15 protein-coding genes and 2 pseudogenes are annotated in these 17,290 nt (G+C 45.5%); 11 read left to right on the forward strand and 6 right to left on the reverse strand.

Annotated features, from left to right (window positions below; translation table 11 throughout):
- Window positions 1–81: 81 nt before the first annotated feature.
- Window positions 82–1,290: an MFS transporter gene (locus ASL14_RS24565; protein ID WP_134914050.1), complete on the reverse strand. Its 1,209-nt coding sequence runs from the start codon at window positions 1,288–1,290 to the stop codon at window positions 82–84.
- 542 nt (window positions 1,291–1,832) lie between these two features.
- Between ASL14_RS24565 and ASL14_RS24570 the strand changes: the two genes are divergently transcribed.
- The 6 genes from ASL14_RS24570 to ASL14_RS24595 all read left to right on the forward strand — a co-directional run bounded on the left by ASL14_RS24570 (window position 1,833) and on the right by ASL14_RS24595 (window position 9,137).
- Entirely contained in the window at window positions 1,833–2,741 is a 909-nt protein-coding gene (locus ASL14_RS24570) for an AraC family transcriptional regulator (protein ID WP_134914052.1), read from the forward strand.
- Between the two features lie 120 nt (window positions 2,742–2,861).
- Window positions 2,862–3,926 (forward strand): Gfo/Idh/MocA family protein, encoded by a 1,065-nt coding sequence (locus tag ASL14_RS24575; RefSeq protein ID WP_134914054.1) that lies wholly within the window; start codon window positions 2,862–2,864, stop codon window positions 3,924–3,926.
- A 726-nt stretch (window positions 3,927–4,652) separates the two neighbouring features.
- Window positions 4,653–5,702 (forward strand): LacI family DNA-binding transcriptional regulator, encoded by a 1,050-nt coding sequence (locus tag ASL14_RS24580; protein ID WP_134914056.1) that lies wholly within the window; start codon window positions 4,653–4,655, stop codon window positions 5,700–5,702.
- Window positions 5,703–5,754: 52 nt separating this feature from the next.
- Window positions 5,755–6,927, forward strand: coding sequence for a Gfo/Idh/MocA family protein (locus ASL14_RS24585; RefSeq protein ID WP_134914058.1), 1,173 nt, complete (start codon window positions 5,755–5,757; stop codon window positions 6,925–6,927).
- A 36-nt stretch (window positions 6,928–6,963) separates the two neighbouring features.
- The gene (locus ASL14_RS24590) at window positions 6,964–7,692 is read left to right on the forward strand and encodes a ThuA domain-containing protein (protein WP_134914060.1); all 729 of its coding nucleotides are present in this window, start codon (window positions 6,964–6,966) and stop codon (window positions 7,690–7,692) included.
- A 338-nt stretch (window positions 7,693–8,030) separates the two neighbouring features.
- A complete protein-coding gene (locus ASL14_RS24595; RefSeq protein WP_134914062.1) occupies window positions 8,031–9,137 on the forward strand; it encodes a Gfo/Idh/MocA family protein in 1,107 nt (368 codons plus the stop codon).
- A gap of 332 nt (window positions 9,138–9,469) precedes the next feature.
- On the opposite strand, the gene ASL14_RS29695 is transcribed toward ASL14_RS24595, so the two are convergent.
- Window positions 9,470–9,736, reverse strand: a complete 267-nt coding sequence (locus tag ASL14_RS29695; protein ID WP_223264391.1) for an IS3 family transposase — start codon at window positions 9,734–9,736, stop codon at window positions 9,470–9,472.
- Window positions 9,737–10,123: 387 nt separating this feature from the next.
- Between ASL14_RS29695 and ASL14_RS24605 the strand changes: the two genes are divergently transcribed.
- From ASL14_RS24605 to xerS, 3 genes and pseudogenes are all read left to right on the forward strand, one after another.
- A complete protein-coding gene (locus tag ASL14_RS24605) occupies window positions 10,124–10,723 on the forward strand; it encodes a TetR/AcrR family transcriptional regulator (protein WP_134914065.1) in 600 nt (199 codons plus the stop codon).
- A gap of 66 nt (window positions 10,724–10,789) precedes the next feature.
- The gene (locus tag ASL14_RS24610) at window positions 10,790–12,016 is read left to right on the forward strand and encodes an MFS transporter (protein WP_134914067.1); all 1,227 of its coding nucleotides are present in this window, start codon (window positions 10,790–10,792) and stop codon (window positions 12,014–12,016) included.
- A 257-nt stretch (window positions 12,017–12,273) separates the two neighbouring features.
- Window positions 12,274–13,343 (forward strand): annotated as a pseudogene (gene xerS / locus ASL14_RS24620) (tyrosine recombinase XerS).
- A gap of 161 nt (window positions 13,344–13,504) precedes the next feature.
- On the opposite strand, the gene ASL14_RS29700 reads toward xerS, so the two are convergent.
- A complete protein-coding gene (locus ASL14_RS29700; protein ID WP_134914069.1) occupies window positions 13,505–13,630 on the reverse strand; it encodes a TnpV protein in 126 nt (41 codons plus the stop codon).
- Window positions 13,631–13,743: 113 nt separating this feature from the next.
- Window positions 13,744–14,019 (reverse strand): hypothetical protein, encoded by a 276-nt coding sequence (locus ASL14_RS24630; RefSeq protein WP_134914071.1) that lies wholly within the window; start codon window positions 14,017–14,019, stop codon window positions 13,744–13,746.
- A gap of 92 nt (window positions 14,020–14,111) precedes the next feature.
- Here ASL14_RS24630 and ASL14_RS29705 point away from each other — a divergent pair.
- Together ASL14_RS29705 and ASL14_RS24640 are read left to right on the forward strand one after the other, a co-directional pair.
- Window positions 14,112–14,234: pseudogene (locus tag ASL14_RS29705) on the forward strand (hypothetical protein); the annotation flags it as partial.
- Between the two features lie 43 nt (window positions 14,235–14,277).
- Entirely contained in the window at window positions 14,278–14,775 is a 498-nt protein-coding gene (locus ASL14_RS24640; protein WP_134914072.1) for an SIS domain-containing protein, read from the forward strand.
- Between the two features lie 1,109 nt (window positions 14,776–15,884).
- Here the strand turns inward: ASL14_RS24640 and ASL14_RS28540 are convergent.
- Together ASL14_RS28540 and ASL14_RS24645 are read right to left on the reverse strand one after the other, a co-directional pair.
- Window positions 15,885–16,103 carry a hypothetical protein gene (locus ASL14_RS28540; RefSeq protein WP_223264121.1) on the reverse strand — a complete coding sequence of 73 codons (219 nt, stop codon included), beginning with the start codon at window positions 16,101–16,103 and terminating at the stop codon, window positions 15,885–15,887.
- Between the two features lie 35 nt (window positions 16,104–16,138).
- The gene (locus tag ASL14_RS24645; RefSeq protein WP_223264122.1) at window positions 16,139–17,035 is read right to left on the reverse strand and encodes an epoxide hydrolase family protein; all 897 of its coding nucleotides are present in this window, start codon (window positions 17,033–17,035) and stop codon (window positions 16,139–16,141) included.
- Between the last annotated feature and the right edge of the window lie 255 nt (window positions 17,036–17,290).

Here is a 17,290-nt window from a genome sequence, read left to right on the forward strand (position 1 = left end):
CATCAAGTACATCCTTATAATGTACAGCCCCTGTTACAGCATAACCCGGTAGGCCTCACCTCCTTCAAGAATAAGGCGATTTCATCCTTCCTTGCCCTGATGGACAAGGGAGCTAACTACCCGGCTGCTCCTGCCATTCCACAGATACGAGAGAATAACAGCCAGTAGCAGAAGCAGGCTGAAAGCAGCCAGAATCCAGAGGGTAGCCGTCACCGACCATTCGCTCATGCTCCAGCCTATTACATATTGAAGCACCGAGCCGCCAACTCCGCCCGACGCAATCAGAATGCTAGTCGTTCGCTCGGTCATTCCCGGAATCAGCACGTTCGCATAGACGAGAGCGATACAGAAGAGTCCGGACATGAATAACCCTGCGCCGAAAATCAAAAGGTATGTAGCCCACTGGCTGGATATAAACACCATTGCAACCAGGAAGCAGAAAGTCCCGATTGCGCTCCACAGAAGGAAAGGAATATATCCTGATGACTCTGCAATCCTTCCTGAGAACATGCGGCCGATGATCATCGCAATCCAGAGAATACTGACACCCAGCGAGGCTACGGATTCCCGAAGCTGCAGCGTCTCGATCAGAATAGAGGGCAGGAAGTTCATGAGCCCCAGTTCAAGACCCATATAAACAAAGAAGAAGACAATAAAGATCCCCAGCAAAACACGATGCTGTCGGGAGTACCGGGCTTTTTCAACCGAACGTTCAGAGGTTTGGAGGTCTGCCTGGGTCAGGTGTGAGGAGGTGGAAGCAGGCATGGTAAGCCAGAACAGCCCCAGGATAAACGTCAAAAGGGAGATGGTGTAGAAGGTCAGATGCCACATCCCAAGCCAGATATACAGGCTTACTACCGCCGGAATGAGCAGTGCACCAAGTGCAAAATAGACATCCAGCTTGGACATGGCTACGGCTTTCTGCTCCTCGGTGAATTCTATCGTGAACGCTCCGATGAACGATTCAATGATGCCTGAGCCGAAGCCAACCCAGATGGTCATCACGATGACCCAGGTCCAGGATGGCAGTACACCCAGAATGGCACACGCTGCCATGATACTGCCCAGGGCAATGGATAACATCCACTTCCGACCGATATGTAGAGCCATGAAGGGGGAGAGCAGAACGCCGACAAGAAATCCGGAAAACTGCAGGAACAGCAGTAACCCGCCATCACTGTACCCCCGTCCATAGTGAGGCAGCAGAATCGGTAGTAATGCCCCAAGAACCACGCTGGTAACGCCGATTAGCAGATAGAAAGCACAACTTAAAGCGAATAGTCTCTTCAAGGCCTGTCCCTCCATAAGGATATTTTTTTTATATGAATATTTTTTCTTTACTAGGTTATACCATTTTTATGGAAATATATATATGGATTTATATAAAAAATGTTAAAAAAATCAACAATCTTACACGTATTCATTGCACGCCTCCTCTTTTCTACTCGAACTAGGTAACAATTGTTTTTTCTTGATAGCAACTGTAACTTTTATGATAGGAAAAATATTATTAAACGCTTACAATTCAAAGAGAAGAAGATATTTTATTCAAAAGTTGAGAAAGCGCACATTTAAATCCGTATGCTATTCGCATGATCCGTGTTTCATAGCAAAAAGCGGCCCATGATGCAATAAACTGAAACTGTCAATATATCGTTACGCACTCTTATCAGACGATTTCGGGAGCGATGCTATCTTTGTTTTTTCGTTTGCTAAAGTAGTACCTTAATAAGGTAAACGTTGCGATATTCCATCTGTACGAAAAGGCAACATGATTATGAATAGTTATGTGTGCGTTTTTTTGAAATTTACAACAAAAGGAGTCTACCAAAATGAATTTGTATTTAGAGATCCCGGAGCTTGATAGACATTTTCCTTTCCGGAGTTTTATTAATAAAGGCGACGTACTTTGCTATCCCCATTGGCATAAAGAAATTGAAATTATCTATGTTACTCAGGGAACCTTGGATCTGGGAATTAACGATAATTCGATACGCATGAAACAAGGTGAAGTTCAATTTATAAATGGTGGTGATGTTCATTATTTCTTGGCTTCTCCCGACAGCGAACGGGTGGTTATTCAATTTGATTTGAGCTTTTTTCAAGAGATATCCACATTAAGCGATCAGAAGCGTCCTCTAAGAGATATATTTACAGAGATGGAGCAATCAAGCTGGAACTGGCCAGAAGAAACAGCAGCTAAAATGCTCCCGCTGATTCAAAGCATTTATGATGAGAACGCCAACTGCAAAGAAGGTTGTGCCTATATGATCAAAGCCAAACTGTTTGAGATGTTGACTCTTATTTTGCGGGAAGTGCCGAGAAGTACGAAGCCTAGACTTCGCGAAATCTCTGAAAGTACCTTAATACAATCCAAGGACATGCTTTGTAAACTGGAACGTATTTTTGAATATGTGGAATGCCATTATCATGAAACCATTTCGCTGAAGAATGTAGCTGAATATATGGGTTTCAGTCCCTATTATTTCGCCAGACTATTTAAGAAGAATACGGGGATGACCTTTGTAGCCTTTTTGCATGAATACAGACTGAATAAGGCCAAATGGATTTTGCTGAATGAAGACAATCCAATCACTGAGGTCGCAGAGGCTGCAGGTTTCAGGAGCGTGAAGACGTTTCATCATTTCTTTAAGGAAGCGACAGGAACATCACCATTGAAATACCGCAGGGCAATATTCGGGAATAAAACGGCAAGAAATGAGGAAGAAAGTTTTTCATGAGAAATGTATGATAGAGCTATTCAACTAAAATTTTATCGTGCAGTAACCCATCTGCAATCGATTTTGATCCGTGAGCAACCGCTTTTTATGTGGTGCGCTTAAATCAGGAGTGAAAGGAAAATGAAAATGGATAATCGGATATATAATGTAGTCATTATCGGTTATGGAGGCATGGGAAGCTACCATGTTCAATTGATCGAACCTATTCAGCAGCTTGCTGTTGGTGGTGTATATGATATTGTTGATTACCGGATGGAACTCGCTGCGGCTGCTGGCTATAAAACCTACGCCAGTCTGGATGCCGTTCTCGCCGATCAGGCCGTCGATATTGTTTTGATAGCAACGCCTAATGATGTTCATAAAGAAATCGCGATTCAGGCACTGCAAGCTGGAAAACATGTGATTTGCGAAAAGCCGGTTACGATAACGAGCGCGGATTTCTTGGATATTGTCGAGGTAGCGAAGAAAGAAAACCGCTTGTTTACGGTACATCAGAACCGACGATGGGATGAAGACTTTCGGATTATCAAAGATATGATTGGCAAGAAGACCGTGGGCGAGCTTTTCCAGCTAGAATCGCGGGTTCAGGGGGCTAACGGCATTCCAGGTGACTGGCGGCAACTGAAGGCGTACGGTGGAGGAATGCTGCTGGATTGGGGAGTCCATCTGTTGGACCAGCTGCTTCAGATTACGGACAGCCAAATCGAAAGCGTAACTGCTACCCTCAGCTATATTTTGGGAACTGAAGTGGATGACGGCTTTACCAGCTTTATTGAGTTCAAGGACGGCCTGACAGCAGTTATTGAAGTGGGCACAACCAATTACGTAAAACTGCCGCGTTGGTATATTAAAGGAACCGAAGGAACCGCAGTGATCAGGGATTGGGACTTGAGCGGAGAGATCGTTACCCGGAATCCGGATGTTGCTCATGTGGAACCAAAACCAATTCAAGCAGGTCAAGGATTGACAAAAACGATGGCGCCGCCGTCTGAGGAATCCACCCTTAAGTTCCCGATTGAAAAAATACCTGTTGCAGCGGAAAGCTTTTACGAAAATTTTGTCTCCACCATCGAAGGAAAAGCGGAGCTTGCGATCAAGAGTGAAGAAGTGCATCGTGTCCTGGTGCTGATTGAGACAATTTTTGAGGCGGCTGCAACTAAAAGCGTGATTCGAAGAACTATTTAAATCAGCTCTATTTTTCGACTCGCCTAAGACAGATTTTTAATAGGATCTTATATTTTGAGAACCTTTGAAAAACATTGAATCTTAAAGTTTCTCATAGGTTCTGGAATCAAATGAAATAATGATTAGACTCAACCCCCTTTTTCCTCAAATCGAGGGCAAAGGGGATTATTTTCTTAATTTTTCTATCTGCCCCACATATAGTCGGCAGGGATTAAACATGCTACATAATTTCACGTCTTGAACAAGATCTTAGTGTTATATTTTTCATCATCCAAAAACTATTTAAGATTTCATCTTATACGGATTAGAAAATGGATGGACTGGAGAAAACATTATAAATTTCCAAGACGGACTCGAGATTATTAGTAAGATGGGATATGACGTTTCATGGCTTAAACCATAGAACAAACAGGGAAAATTCTATAAAGTAACGTTCGCTAACGGAAAACGATAGTTCAAAAATCTGCTGAAGTCGTCTAGGTCCAACTCTTTTAAGCATTCAACAATCGTTATCAAACAAGTTACAGCCAATAGAGTAACTGAATCCATTAAGTGTTCATCCGTTAGGCGACAGCTTCTAGAATGATTAACGAATAACGAGAGATGACATAACACATGTCCTCTCAAGAGAGGAAAAAGCTTGTCTGTCTATGGGGCACGCTGTTTGGGATTGACAGAGGTATGGCTGCATGAGAAAATGTACGCGCGTACATAAAATGATCGGAGGTGGGCAATATCGTTTCGCGCAAGGAAGTAGCAGAACTCGCCGGCGTGTCTGAAGCGACGGTGTCTCGGGTACTGAACGCGGCTGGTCCCATCAAAGAAGATACGCGGAGAAGGGTCCTCGACGCCGCCAATCAGCTTGGATATGTTCCCAGTGCGCTGGCCCGCAACTTTGCCCGAAGCAAGAGCGGCCATCTTGGTGTGGTTATGCCTTATGTACCGAAGGCGCACCTGTTCTCAGCCTATTTTTTCTCCGAGATGCTGAGCGGCATTGGAAGTAAGGCCAGGGACAGCGGGCTCGATCTGCTACTATTGTTCCGAAAGCCGGGGGAAGGGATGGATTACAGCGGTCTTTTCCGGCAGCAAAAGGTCGATAGCTGTATCATCCTGGGAGCCAGGGATGACCACGATGAGTTGGAAGCTCTGAAGAGACTTCAGGAAGAAGGGCGTCCGTTCTGCGTCATGAATCATCATTTTGAAGGACAGTCGTTCTGTGAAGTGGATGCAGACCATGTGGAGGGAAGCCGGGCGGCTGTAAGTCACCTCATTGAGCAGGGGTACAAGCGGATTGCCTTTCTCAACGGCCCGGATATCTATTCCAACAGTACTGAACGATTGAAGGGGTACCACACCGCGCTTCAGGAGGCCCGTATTGAATATGATCACGAGCTGCTTCTGCAGGGTAATTACAGTCGTCGAAGCGGGCTCGAAGCGTCGGCTACAATCGCAGGCAGGCTGAATGATATTGATGCGGTATTTGCAGCGAACGACCGGATGGCCATCGGGGTGATGCAGGGTCTGCGCGAGCGCGGATTGGGAGTTGACCAGTTCCCGGCGTTTGTGGGCTATGACGATTCGGATGCGGCCGAGATGGCCGTTCCGCCGCTAAGCAGTGTCCGCGTTCCTTTTTATGAGATGGGGGAGCTTGCGGCCTCGAAGCTTATACCGGATTCTCTGGACCTCATTCCAGCCCTGGAACTGACCGGTTGCGCCTCGATAAGACAGCTTCTGTCCACGGAGCTGATTATCAGGGGGTCTTCCATTCGTCAATAACCGCATTCGTCAACAATCTGTTGGAACTCAGACCCATAAGGAGGATAACGACATGTCTAATCGTCTTCGTATCGGAATGGTTGGCTACAAATTTATGGGCAAGGCTCACAGCAACGCTTACCGTAGTCTACCCATGTTCTTCCCAGATGCCCCGCTGCAGCCGGAGATGTCCGTCATCTGTGGACGCAACGAACAGGCAGTTCAGGCAGCTGCCCGCCAGTTCGGCTGGACCGAGAGTGTTACCGATTGGCGTGATCTGGTGAAACGTAACGATATTGATCTCATTGACATCAACGCCCCGAGTAATGCCCATAAGGAAATTGTCGTTGAGGCTGCCCTCCATGGGAAGCATCTGTTCTGTGAGAAACCGCTTGCACTTTCGCTGGCGGATTCCCGTGACATGCTGCAGGCAGCAGAGGAAGCAGGTGTCAGACATATGATCGGCTTCAACTACCGCTTTTCTCCGGCTGTCCAGCTGACGAAGCAGCTAGTCGAGAGCGGTCGCCTGGGCAAAATCTATCATTTCCGTGCCTTTTTCCTTCAGGACTGGATCATGGACCCGTCCTTCCCGCTGGTGTGGCGTCTGCAAAAGGAAGTGGCTGGTTCTGGCTCTCATGGTGATCTTGGCGCCCATCTGATTGATCTCGCCCGGTTCTTGGTCGGCGAGTTCCATGAAGTGGTCGGTATGAGCGAGACGTTCATCAAGCAGCGCCCGCTGGCTTCGGAGATGACCGGATTGAGCGCCAAGGGCAGCGCCGGGACGAATGCGCCGATGGGAGAAGTGACGGTCGATGATGCCACGCTGTTTCTGGCACGATTCGCCGGAGGTGCGCTGGGCAGCTTCGAGGCCACACGGTTTGCGGCCGGACACCGGAGCACCAATTCATTCGAGATCAACGGTAGTCTGGGCAGTGTGCGGTTTGACTTTGAACGGATGAACGAACTGGAAGTATATTTCACGCAAGATGAGGAGGACGTTCAGGGCTTCCGCCGCGTGCTCGCCACCGATCCGGCACACAAGTACTCTGAGGCCTGGTGGCCTGCGGGACATACGATCGGATTCGAGCATACCTTCACACACGAGATGCTTGAGCTGGTGAGTGCCATCTCCGGGGGACGGCAGCCTGTGCCGAACTTCCACGATGGGGTCGCTTGTCAGGCCGTGCTTGAAGCGGTGGAACGATCCATAGAGGAACGCCGCTGGGTATCCATTGAAGAAATGTAATATAACATCACATTCCGAAAGGTGAGTGGATTACAGATGAGCAAGGCACTGATTGTATGGGGCGGATGGGACGGACATGAGCCGGAGCAGGCGGCAACCATTTTTGAACGCATTCTGAAGGAAGAGCGGTTCGAGGTGGAGGTGTCTAATACCCTTGAAGCCTATCAGGATGCGGAGAAACTGCTTGGCCTGGACCTGATCGTTCCGCTGTGGACCATGGGACAGATTGAGCAGGAACTGGTCAATCATGTCTCAGCAGCGGTTCAAAGCGGCGTTGGTCTGACAGGCTGCCATGGCGGCATGTGTGATGCCTTCCGGAACAATGTGGACTGGCAGTTCATGACAGGCGGGCAATGGGTTGCACATCCCGGCAATGACGGGGTGGAGTATATGGTGAACATGAAGCGCGGCTCCAGCCCGCTGCTGGAGCATATTGAGGATTTTCAGATCAAAAGCGAGCAGTACTACCTCCACGTTGACCCGGCGGTTGAAGTGCTGGCAACCACACGCTTCCCGGTCATACCGGGACCGCATTCGGCCAATGGGCCGGTGGATATGCCCATTGTATGGACGAAGCGCTGGGGGAACGGCCGCGTCTTCTACAATTCGCTGGGACATCACGCGGATATCATAGATATGCCTCAAGTGACCGAGATGATGCGCAGCGGATTCCTGTGGGCTGCGGGAGGCAAACAGGCGGCGGCCGCCCGGTGTAGCTCCCTTGGAGAGGCTTATACGGGCATGGCAGATAGCCAGCAGCGGTAGCGTGGACAGGATGAAGCGGCAGAGCCTCTGGCAGAGATTTTGATGACCTGTAACCTCGTGGTTGGAAAGAGACTGAGTGCAGAAAGGCAACGACAAGACGGACGCATAAGCTCGTTAAGTCGTATATACTCGTGCAATGATGTCCTGATTGACATCGAATTGCGGGTTCTCTTTAGATTGATATATTGGTGATTTGTTAATTTCCTGAATTGAGCAATCTGAATGAAATTCAATGAAGTGGTGCTTGTTCACAAGCCCCATTTAGACGACAGAATGGTATCGAATGCAGAAGGAAATGCCATAATCCATTTATTCTTGAAGGTGAAGGGAGTCCAGGCATGAACAAAATGAAAATAGGCATTATCGGATGTGGTAAAATCAGCGGAATTTATATGGAAAATTGCTATCGCTTCGACATTCTGGAGCTGTCCGCAGTAGCGGATCTGGACCAAGGCCGGGCAGAGGAGCAGGCTGCAGCATACAACGTTCCGAACGTATATTCGGTAGATGAGATTCTGGCTGACCCAGAGATCGAACTTATCATTAATTTGACCATTCCCGCCGTTCACGCCGACATATGTCTCAGAGCCCTTGAGGCAGGCAAGCATGTTTATGTGGAGAAGCCACTTGCGGTCACCCGTGAGCAGGGCCAGGCTGTCTTGGAGCTTGCTCATCAAAAGGGACTGCTTGTCGGCTGCGCACCGGAGACCTTCTTCGGCTCCGGCATACAGACGTCATTGAAGCTGATTGAGGACGGGGTCATTGGCAGTCCGGTAGCAGCTACGGCCTTTATGATGAGCCGTGGACATGAACATTGGCATCCCGATCCTGAATTTTATTATGCGATCGGCGGCGGCCCAATGTTTGATATGGGGCCCTATTATTTGACGGCTCTGGTGCAATTGTTGGGTCCGATTGCCACCATCTCCGGCATGACAAGCAAGGCGATGGACCAGCGAACGATTACGAGCGAGAAAAAGAGAGGCCAGACCATCCCGGTTGACATTCCGACCCATGTATCCGGATTGCTGCGCTTCGAGCAGGGGGCTGTCGGCACGTTGATTACCAGCTTTGACATCTTTGGTGGAAGCACTCTGCCACCGATCGAGGTATATGGTACTCATGGCACGCTGCAGGTGCCTGACCCGAACACGTTCGGAGGGCCGGTTCGCTACAGGCTGCTGGGTGAGCAGAAGTGGACAGAGGTCCCGCTGCTGCCGGGCTACCAGGAGAACACTCGGGGCATCGGTGTTGCCGATATGGCCTACGCTGTCCGCAGCGGACGGCCTCACCGCGCCAGCGGTGAACTGGCCTACCATGTGCTGGAGGCGATGTGGGCGTTCCATGATTCCTCCGATGAGCAGACGTTCTATCCGATGCAGAGCACATGCATGCGCCCGGCGGCTTTGCCGGAAAACCTACCCTTGTATACGTTGGATGCTTAATGTCAGCCTGATGCAGAATCCGAAGCTAGCATGGTTGATACTGATAACAGCAAACCCGATTATACACAGGATAAACCAAGCAGGGCAGAAAAGGCTTTCTCGCCGCCCAGAGCGATTCCAACGTTACCCATTTAGTGTCGCCTCCTCTCCAGTGTTACTACCTAGAAGAGTAGGGATTGCATCAATAATAGGTTCCAGTTTTCCTTCATATAAAGGAATGTATCCGGTTTTGCTTCAACGGACAAACATGCACTCATAAAAAGTCGCCATGGTGTGTTTGCCCTGTCAAGTACACAAGTAAAAAAGACTAAGCAGCCAACGCGTGCTGGTATTCAACCGGCGCGTTGGCTGAGTTTGGCTTGAAATCGCTGGTAGTTGTAAAAATAGATATACTCCTCCTCCGCTTGTTGAATTTCTGCTTCTGACTTACACTGGTGGGGGTACGACTTCTCAGTTTTGAGATGCGAAAAGAAAGATTCAATGCAGGCGTTATCCAGACAGGTAGCTTTGCGAGAGTGACTGCCCTTGACGCTGAATTCTTCAAGTCGTGTGTTGTACGCTTGAGACGTATACTGGAAGCCTTGATCCGAATGGAGCACAGCTCCAGATACGTCTCTTTTTCGTGTCCACTGTTCAACTGGCTCTAGGGATTCCAGCAATGTCTAAATTAATCAGAATGAATTTTCAAATAAACAATTATTGAATTTTATTCTTGTCCAAAAAACAGGGATAGTCCGCAATTGGCTTAAAATTTTTATAGGGGGGTCAATTTTAGATAGACGGATAACCAGAACCAGGTATATTGAAGATACCTGTCCGTTTCAAAAGAGTATTTGGTCTATAAATTTAATTAGATGCTTGATGTATGGATGCATGTGGAGAGAAAAGGAAGGAATAGCTTTTCTACTTTTTAGTTTACTTCTTTAGGCATCTAATGATAAAATACAGAATGAACGTTCAGTATTCATGAAAGAGAAGTGGATGGAATGAACAAAAAGCAGCTTCAAACCGAGCAAACCAAACGCAGGCTTGCCGAGGCTTCCAAAGCGCTGTTTGCCCAGAAGGGATACAAGGCAACCTCGATCGAGGACATCGTGGCGGCAACGGGCAGCAGCAAGGGCAACATCTATTATCATTTCAAAAGCAAAGAGGGGCTCTTCCTCTATCTGATTGATGAATGGAATCGGGAATGGGAAGAGAGCTGGGCATCCAATGAGCATTTGTACCAAACCTGCACCGAAAAAATATACGGGCTAATGGAACAGCTTGTGTTGGACGATATGAATCACCCGCTAACGAAAGCGGCGGATGAGTTTTTTACAGGGGAGAAGAAGGAAAACGATATTGAGGAACGGATCGACCAAATTCTGAAGCATCACATCCAATTTAACCGGCAACTGGTACAGCAAGGAATCGAAAACGGGGAATTCAAGGCGGATCACGCGGCTCGGCTCGCCATTATACTGGAAAGCACTATTATCGGTCTGAGCCAGCTGTCACGCGAGCTGGAGCCGGAGGAGGCGCTTACGCTCTATCGCCAGGCGGCTGACGTGTTCCTGCACGGCATCTCTCGAGGGGTAAAGTAAGCTCAAGCCTGAGGGATGGTTGCCGGTAAACAAGACGTATTTTGAAGAAACATGGAGGAAGTAATCATGGCATTGCTAATACGTAACAGGGGCGCATTGCTGCTGTTGATGTTTAATATTTTTCTAGTATTTACGGGCATCGGCTTGGTAGTACCTATTATGCCGGCCTACATGGATTTGTTGCACATTACAGGCACGACGGTAGGCCTGCTGGTGGCGGCGTTCTCGTTCACCCAGTTCCTGTTCTCACCGATCGCGGGCCGATGGTCCGATGCGTGGGGACGGAAAAAGATAATTGTCATCGGTATGCTATTTTTCGCCGTATCTGAATTTATGTTCGGCGCCGTAAATGCACCTGTCCTGCTGTTTGCGGCTCGAATGCTTGGGGGTATCGGCGCGGCGATGATCTTCCCAGCGGTGATGGCGTATACGGCCGACATTACGTCCGAAGAGGAGCGCGGCAAGGGCATGGGACTTATTAATGCCGCCATTACGACCGGATTCATTATCGGACCGGGAATCGGCGGATATATCGCCGAATACGGCATCCGGGTACCATTCTATGCGGCGGGTATTGCCGGATTGCTTGCAGCCATCATCACGCTAATCATATTGCCGGAGTCTACTCGCCTAACCGGACAGCAGGACGTTATCGCTGCAGCGGGCGCGGCGAGAGCGAAAGGCCCGGGGCTGGTTACCCAATTGCTCCGCTCCTACCGTGAGCCGTATTTCTTCAGCCTGATCATCGTTTTTGTCATGGCCTTCGGACTTGCTAATTATGAAACAGTGTTCTCGTTGTTCGTCGATCACAAATTTGGTTTTACAACCCGGGATATTGCATTTATCATTACGTTTGGCTCCATTGCGGGCGCGGTTGTGCAGGTTTCCTTGATCGGCTGGCTGTTGAACCGCTTTGGTGAGAAGAAGGTTATCTCGGTATGCCTATTCTTCGTTGCGTTGTTCATCTTGTTGACGTTGTTCGTCCACACGTATTGGCTCATTTTCGTCGTGACTTTCATCGTATTTCTAAGCATGGATATTTTGCGCCCAGCCGTCAGCACGAATATGTCGAAGCTGGCCCAGGACCAGCAGGGCTTCGTCGCAGGCCTGAACTCAGCATATACCAGCCTTGGAAATATCGCAGGCCCGATCGTAGCCGGGGCGCTGTTTGACGTGAACATCAATTATCCATACGTTTCTGCCGCAGTCGTGCTTGGCCTCTGCTTCCTTCTGTCCTTCGGGGAACGAGGCCGGTGGGCCAGCTCAAGGCGGAAATGTAATCTCTTCACTTAAGCATGGAGTAAAATTGAACGAAATCGGAAGGATTATTGAAATCGAGGCTAAAAAAGGCGGCTATAATGTAATTGCGCAGCAATATTGGGGAGCGGTAATCGGCCCAAGTTCTTGTCGTCCGCAATAATAATTTTTGTGTCGTTATTTAATGGGGCATTTAAAAGGGTTGTTTATTGGGATATAATAATTACGTAAAATAATAATTTGACGAATAAATGTAAATCAGATATATTGAAAACACGGAGGTATGTACATATATGGATAAACAAATGAAAATGCACTATATGCAACGAATTGATGATAAACTATCTGATTTACCTTGGTACGTTACAGAATTTATCGATAGTAAGAAACGAAAGTTATCTCCAACCACACTTCTTAATTATTGCCATGATTACATTATCTTTTTTGATTGGCTTATCGTTGAGAATATAACTTCATCAACTCGTAAAGAAATACATTTAGAAACATTAGAACGATTAACCATTCGTGAGGCGGAAAACTTTATGTCATTCCTGGATTATCAGTTGGGAAACAAAGGCTTACAATTAATCGAAAATTGTCCTCACTAAAATCTTTGTTCGATTATCTGCAAAATAAGGCTGAAACCCGCGATCTAAAGCCTTATATTCAACGAAATGTTATGGCCAAGATGGACTTGAATACTATAAAAGAAAGCCAGGAAACTATCGCAAATCGCATTGAAGGAAAAATTCTAAGAGAAGACGATTTTGAATTGTTCAGACAATTTGTAGCCCATGATTTTGGCGAAAAGCATAAAGACAATAAACGGATCTTTTCGTTTCATCAATTTAACCGTGAACGTGACACCGCAATTGTTTCGTTGATATTGGGTTCGGGGCTTAGATTATCCGAAGTTGCAGGGATTAATACGGATGACTTAGATATGAATAAAGCTTTAGTCCGAGTGATACGCAAAGGTGATAAAGAACAATATGTTTACTTTAGCAGGCAGGCGTTAATGGATTTAGAAAGTTATCTTCAGATCAGAGAAACAAAATATGTGCCTGAAAAAAACGAGAACTATTTGTTCATAGCAGCTCCTGTAGGCCGTAAAGGAAAAAGCCGGCGTTTGACACAACGATCAATCGAGAAACTCGTTGAAAAGTATGCAACAGCCTTTGGAAAGCCTTCGTTAACAGTGCATTCTCTCAGACACTCCTTTGCAACACGATATCATCTGGAGAATAACGATGTACCCAGGTTAAAGAATCAGTTAGGACATTCGTCGATACAAACGACAATGATATACACACACCTAACTGATGAAGAGATGCGTAATGCAGTAAATAACATGGATCGATAAACCCGCGGCACTATGCGGTTTTTCTAAGACTATTACACAAAATCCGTATTTTGACTAATAGTCTAGAAAGTTAAAGGTAATACCTTTAAGGACTATGATAAACATCCTCAGGCTCGTGTTTTTATCCAGGCGGCAAGAGCAACACTCTTGCTGCCATATTCTTATGAGTATATTAAGTTATGATTTATGATATCTGTTGCTCGTACGTAGATGCTGTTCATTTGCTGTACCCACAACATTTGTTCCTGAGCCTCGAGCTGTTCGGTCACGCCCTCATGCTCTGCCATCTCTTTGTCAGCAGGAGCATATGTTCTTCTGACTGATTATTGATGTCAACAAGGTAGACATCTAGTCTGCCGCTTGAATATACCGGATATAAACAAACTTAAAGTTACTCACGTTACTTCTCATAGTCATCGTCATAATGACGTTCTTGCCAGAAAGCTTGAGCTTCCTTATGTCGCTCATACTCTTCGTCAGCTCTATTATATTCATCTTCACTTACATACTCTTCTCTAGCAGCTTGTTCATCCAAATACCTTCGGTGTTCCTCCTCCTGCTGTTCAAAATCAATATCTTCTTCATGATCAGGTTCATTTCCTTGCTCATCATCGTCATCGTTGCCTAATGGATCTGTCGAGTCTATTACTTCAATATCTAAAAATTCAATTTCCATCGAATCAAATCAATTATCTTAATATGCTCATTGTGTTCTCCTGATAAAACGTAAAAATTAACGATCGCATTTAAGACCCCTCTTTTGTAGCTAGAAGTGGGATTGTAGGATTAGCAGAATGGTGTGGAGTTTCTCAGCCCACCATTACTCGATTTTGTAAAAAAGTTGGTTTCAAAAATACTCTGACTTTAAATACACCATGTATCGTTATGTAATGATGAAAATAATCCTATACAAGCTGAAAACCAAGTATCCTCAATGTTTCAATATTATAAGGATTTAATTACTTTATCGGAACAAGTACTAACTAAAGAATTGATGATCAATCTTTCTAATTATATTCTTTCCTCTAAACATCTTTTTGTTTCGGGTATTATGGAAAGCTTTGTTCCTGGAAAGTTTCTCGAAACCAAGTTAAGAAAACTTGGATTGTATATATCATCCATTCATTCATCAGAATTAAATGATGTATTCAATTATGCTCAGACTGATGACCTACTCATTTTATTTTCTATGAGAGGAAACACATCTGTTTTAGGACAGTTTCTTTCTCAAAGAGAAAGTTTCAAGGGAAAGGTCCTTCTGATTACCATGAATAGAAATAGTAAATACAAAGATCTTGTAGACAAAATGGTCGTTTTACCACAAATTACTCTTAGTACTTCGCTCAATCAAACAAAAACAGATATCTTATTTTATGTCTTTGTTGAAAACTTAGTATCATATATCGCCTATCTTTTAAATGATTCACAATAGTAACGAGGGTAAGGTTGATTTCTTCCAAGGAGAGGTTTGGTGCATTGTTTTCTGACTGTACAAAGAGGCTATCTGTCTTCAAAGTGCCCCCTAATTCAAAGTTATCTCTATATGAATCTAGAGAAGTTGGGCCGATTTACCCTGTGATTGAAAATAGGATCTTGATATTGACTATACTGGTAAAGCGTGAATATATTGACTTATTTTAAATGTCCACCAGTCCCTTCAATCAGTATTGCACTAAATTTGCATTTATCGGAGGTTTACGCAATTTGGGATTCGAAATGAATTACTACTCCACGCTTTCACCTATGCAATTTGTAGCAAACAAGTCAGGGTACCTTCACCGTGTACTAAATTAAAAAGGCTCAGCGTTTCCACATGGAGACGCTGAACCTTTTTTTCATTTATTGAAATAAGTTTTCATTGTATCCCACATCCGGTTAAACACACTTTATTCCATAGATTGGCTTCCTGTAAGCAGTTCAGGCTTTTCATTGGTCCCCGGATAAAAGGCTAAAATTCCTCACAAAAATTATTCTTCAATGTGGCTACCTATTTATATAATCACCAAAATCATTAGTCGGACAAATTTTGATAAGTCGCCTATTGTGAATAATTTTCTGCCTATTCAAATCTCTAAATTAGGTAACCTTCTCATTTTTTTGTGAACATACAAATTAAGGGAGTTGCATAACATGGAAGTTTTTTAGTACATATAACCCAAAAGATTAGCGACTAAATAATGCCATGTACTGTGTCCGATGCATCCGTATTCCATTGAAAAGAAGAAAAGCTGCCACTTGGTAGTTTACTCGCCTTATCCACGATTTCATTCTCTGTTCTTGTCACTGAATTACTGCCTGCTGGTGTACTTCCTGAAATGAGTGCTGATCTAGAGACTTCAGAGGCGCAAAATTGAAATTTGGTTTTTGTATATGCCATCGTATCAGCAATCGTCTCTGAGACTAGGTTTAAGGGCCAACTTTGTGTCATTTCCCTTTTAAGGGATAAATATATGTCTGGTAAAAAAGCACCTGAAGAGTTGCATTCTGAAGACGGTAACCAATTGTACTGGTTGCTCATAACCCTCTCAAGGATAGAGACTATCAGATGCTTAATGAATGAAAAAAATGATTTAGATGGTCGGCAAACAATTTAGGATTTTCCATAGCGGCGAAATGACCGCCTTTATTCGCTTTCTCCCAGTACGTAATATTATAGACGCGTTCTACCCAGCTTCGGGGAGGCGTGGGCAGCTCCTTGGGAAATAAGGAAACCCCTGTTGGAACAGTAACACGCTGACCTTCGGTGAAATGCAGTGGCATTTTGGTACCTTCAGTATATATTCGTATGGAAGAAGCTATCGAATTGGTAAACCAGTAATCGATATGTTGGTGAGGATATGATCAAGTGAAAAAGACCTTTCCATATCTCCGTCACAGTCACTCCAACCTTGAAATTTTTCTACCATCCAGCTGGCAAGACCGGTTGGGGAATCACTTAGTGCAAAAGCCAGTGTTTCCGGCTTCGTTCTATGAAGAGCGCTATAAGCACCTTCTCGGTCCAACCACTCAGCTACGATGTCAAAGTAAGCTTGCTCTTCTTCGCTAACAGATGGTGTATTTTGAGTGAGGGGTGGCTTGTAGCTTCCAGGAATATAATTGAGATGAAGTCCCCTCACCCGTTCAGGGTACATGAATGCTAACCATGTTGAGACCCCTGCTCCAATATCCTCTCCCTGAACCAAATACCTTTCATAACCCAAACGATCCATAAGTTTTGCCCAAAGCGTGGCTACGTATTTGGACCCCACTCCCGGCCGTGAGGGTTTACTCGAAAATGCAAAGCCTGGCAAAGAGGGAATAATAACGTCAAATGCCTCTTCAGCATGTCCACCATATAGCGATGGGGTTGTTAGATAAGGTATTAGTTCTAACATCTCTACAAATGATCCTGGCCACCCATGAGTCAGCAACAGTGGTCGTTCGGATGTCCCTTCACCCCGAACGTGCACAAAGTGTATATCGAAGCCGTCCACATGTTCAATAAACTGTGGGAAACGGTTTAACCATGCTTCCTGTTCACGCCAGTTGTATTCCGAGCCCCAATAATCAACTAATCCCTTCAAAAAGGAATAGTCTGTCCCCAGAGCCCATGGTTCTATAGAGAAACTTGAAGGCCATCGAACCTGTTTTAGTCTGATAGATAGATCGTGCAATTGTTGCTCTGGAATTGAAATTTTGAACGGCTCCATCATTGTTTCCTCCCTCTATTCGTGTTAAATAAAAATACGTATCGCTGAATATATCAACAATAAACACATAATCAATCGAAATGACTTATCGTGTATAGCAAAGAATGTTTTGAACATGGAGCCGAACGCTGACCATAAAAGTAATGCCAGACATCCGATTACAATGGATAAACTCAAATAAAAAACGATGGTTCCATATGAATGAGTAAATGGCAAAATAAAGGCACTCATGACCGTTAGAAAAACAAAATGCTTTTG

The sequence above is a fragment of the Paenibacillus sp. IHB B 3084 genome, assembly GCF_001447315.1.
In the GTDB taxonomy this organism is placed as follows: Bacteria; Bacillota; Bacilli; order Paenibacillales; family Paenibacillaceae; genus Paenibacillus.

Bases quoted from the DNA above. Each gene is read 5' to 3' on its own strand.
- ASL14_RS24570 (WP_134914052.1), top strand. From the start codon at position 1,833: ATGAATTTGTATTTAGAGATCCCGGAGCTTGATAGACATTTTCCTTTC.
- ASL14_RS24575 (WP_134914054.1), top strand. From the start codon at position 2,862: ATGAAAATGGATAATCGGATATATAATGTAGTCATTATCGGTTATGGA.
- ASL14_RS24585 (WP_134914058.1), top strand. From the start codon at position 5,755: ATGTCTAATCGTCTTCGTATCGGAATGGTTGGCTACAAATTTATGGGC.
- ASL14_RS24590 (WP_134914060.1), top strand. From the start codon at position 6,964: ATGAGCAAGGCACTGATTGTATGGGGCGGATGGGACGGACATGAGCCG.
- ASL14_RS24595 (WP_134914062.1), top strand. From the start codon at position 8,031: ATGAACAAAATGAAAATAGGCATTATCGGATGTGGTAAAATCAGCGGA.
- ASL14_RS24605 (WP_134914065.1), top strand. From the start codon at position 10,124: ATGAACAAAAAGCAGCTTCAAACCGAGCAAACCAAACGCAGGCTTGCC.
- ASL14_RS24610 (WP_134914067.1), top strand. From the start codon at position 10,790: ATGGCATTGCTAATACGTAACAGGGGCGCATTGCTGCTGTTGATGTTT.
- ASL14_RS29700 (WP_134914069.1), bottom strand. From the start codon at position 13,630: ATGGCAGAGCATGAGGGCGTGACCGAACAGCTCGAGGCTCAGGAACAA.
- ASL14_RS24630 (WP_134914071.1), bottom strand. From the start codon at position 14,019: ATGGAAATTGAATTTTTAGATATTGAAGTAATAGACTCGACAGATCCA.
- ASL14_RS24640 (WP_134914072.1), top strand. From the start codon at position 14,278: ATGTTTCAATATTATAAGGATTTAATTACTTTATCGGAACAAGTACTA.
- ASL14_RS28540 (WP_223264121.1), bottom strand. From the start codon at position 16,103: ATGCCACTGCATTTCACCGAAGGTCAGCGTGTTACTGTTCCAACAGGG.
- ASL14_RS24645 (WP_223264122.1), bottom strand. From the start codon at position 17,035: ATGATGGAGCCGTTCAAAATTTCAATTCCAGAGCAACAATTGCACGAT.